Genomic DNA, 2674 nt, shown 5'->3' on the forward strand with positions numbered 1-2674 from the left:
GTTAATGCGCCGTTTTCATTTGTGTAATAAATTAGCTATAGTTAATTTGCCTAAATTAACGCCACGATGTAGCTAATGCCACCATCTACTAACAATAAAAAAACGAACGTTCATAACTTTAAGTTGACCTTTTGGTTATCGCTTACGCTAACTGTACTAGTTGGTATCGTACTTGATCGTATTAACTACAATCGTGTTAAAGATGCCCATCGCCTACAAATTCTTTCTGAAGTAAGTACATATCGAGCTCAATTAGAATCTATTTTAGTTTCTAATATCCAACTAGTTCGAGGCTTAGGTGTTGCCGTAGCAGCGCAGCCTGATTTACAGCAAACACAGTTTGAACAAATTGCCCAACCACTATTTAAAACCTCAAATGAGCTTCGCAATATTGGTGGCGCACCCGATATGGTAATTCGTATGACTTACCCCTTAAAAGGTAATGAAAAAGCACTCGGTTTAAACTTTTTAGAAGAAAAGAACCAACGCGCTGATGCTATTAGAGCTCGTGATACAAATACCATTGTAATGGCTGGCCCATTAAAATTAATCCAAGGTGACATAGCACTTATAGCCCGCGTTCCTGTTTACATACCGCCAGAAAATCGCTTTTGGGGATTACTTTCAGTTGTTCTCAACATTGACAAAGTCTATGAAAATTCAGGTATTTATGAGCTAGAAAAAGAATACAACGTCGCTTTACAAGGCAGGCATGGACTTGGCAGCAAAGGGGAGTTTTTTTACGGTAATCAAAACATAATAGAGCAAGACCCCCTTGAGTTTACGTTAAGCTTTCAAGGTGGCAATTGGCAACTTTACGTAGCACCTAAAATAGGTTGGAGCCCACCAAATTCAGCTGTATGGCCACTTAGGCTATCAATTATTATTATTTGCGGATTATTAATTTGGGCCTTTTTATTCTTTTTGAAAATGCTTAATCGCCAGCAACAAAACGAAAAAATGCTTGAAGCAATGAGTGATCTAGCCCAAATAGGCGCATGGTCATTTAACTTAGAAACGAAACAAGTATATTGGTCTGATATGACCAAAAAACTATTTAAATACCCATTAAATAACCAACCAGAATGGCCTACAGATTTAAATTACTTTAAACAAGGCACTAGCAGAGAAACAATTAAACCTTTAATTGAACGAGCCATAAAATATGGTGAAAGCTACGAAGTTGAATTAGAAGTAATGGATGAAGAAGGTGAATCTGTTTGGGTACTTGTACATGGTGAAGCAGAACGAAAAAATGGACGATGCACACGTATCTTTGGCTCATTACAGAATATTGATACCCGTAAACAAATTGAATTAGAAAATAATAAAACCGCATTACACAACGAAATTTTAGCCTCCCTGACCGTTAATAAATTAATATTAAATGGGCAACTTAGCCAATCAAAAGACATTATTACTAAAGCAATCTGCCAAGCATTTGATATTAAACGTGCCAGTATTTGGTTTTTTAATGAAGACAAATCCCAACTAAGCCCTTTTGCCATACATAGTAAACATTCGTCTAGTGATAAAATTGACTCTATTTGGCTAAGAAAAAATCTTCCCGGCTTTTTTAATGCAATAGATCACCAGCCTGTATTTAATGTGCCTGACGCCCAAGAACACCCAATACTCGAGCCAATTAAAGAACAGTATTTAATGACTCTCGAGATTAAATCAATGCTGTGCGTAATAATCCCTGCAGGAAGTGGCGCTATAGGAGTCGTCTGCGCAGAGCAATGTCAATCAAAACGCCACTGGTCTAAAAACGAAGAAAGCTTTTTAATTGCCGTTGCAGCGTTAATAGGCAGCTTGCACTCAAGCCAACAGCGAATTGAAACCGAACAAAAACTAGTTTCTGCCAAAGAAACCGCCGAACAAGCTGTTAAAGCTAAAAGTGAATTTTTAGCGAGTATGAGCCACGAAATTCGCACCCCAATGAACGGTGTTTTAGGTATGCTTAACATAATTAAGCAAACTCAATTGGACCTACAGCAAAAACATCATATTGAACTTGCTCAATCATCAGCTCAATCTTTGCTTAATATAATTAATGACATATTAGACTTTTCTAAAATTGAAGCCGGTAAGCTCGATATTGAAAACGTGCAATTTAATTTACCTCGGTTATTAGGCGAAGTGGTGGAATCCTTTGCTTTAAAGGTAGAACAAAACAATACAAAACTTATTCTAGATGCTACTCAAATAACTGTTAGCGAGATAATTAGTGACCCTAACCGCTTGCGCCAAATTTTAAATAACTTAATTGGCAACGCGGTTAAATTTACTATTGATGGCGAAGTAGTCATTACTGCCAGAATAGATGAAACAACGGATGGCTCGTTCCTTCAATGTTCGATTATTGATACTGGTATTGGTATTGACCCTAAAAAACAAGCGTCGTTATTTGACTCATTCACACAAGCCGATGCTTCAACAACACGCCAATTTGGGGGCACAGGGCTTGGCCTTGCCATAGTAAAACAATTGTGCGAACTGATGAACGGTGAAGTGAGTGTAAACAGTATGCAAGGTGAAGGAAGTACATTTTCTTTCACAGTACAAATACAACCGCGCTTAAGTAAAGAACAAGATTTACCGAGTCATTTAATTAAAAACAAACATATTTTAATTATTGATGAGTGCTCGTTAAATGCTAACACCGCTAATA

At 37.2% G+C, this 2674-nt stretch carries 1 protein-coding gene; it reads left to right on the forward strand.

Annotated elements, in window-relative coordinates; translation table 11 throughout:
• Nucleotides 1-75: 75 nt before the first annotated feature.
• Nucleotides 76-2674, forward strand: a 2599-nt coding sequence (locus H5072_RS16335) for an ATP-binding protein (RefSeq protein ID WP_182694129.1), incomplete at its 3' end; no start/stop codon positions are given.

Source organism: Pseudoalteromonas sp. SR45-5 (assembly GCF_014163565.1).
In the GTDB taxonomy this organism is placed as follows: Bacteria; Pseudomonadota; Gammaproteobacteria; order Enterobacterales; family Alteromonadaceae; genus Pseudoalteromonas; species Pseudoalteromonas distincta.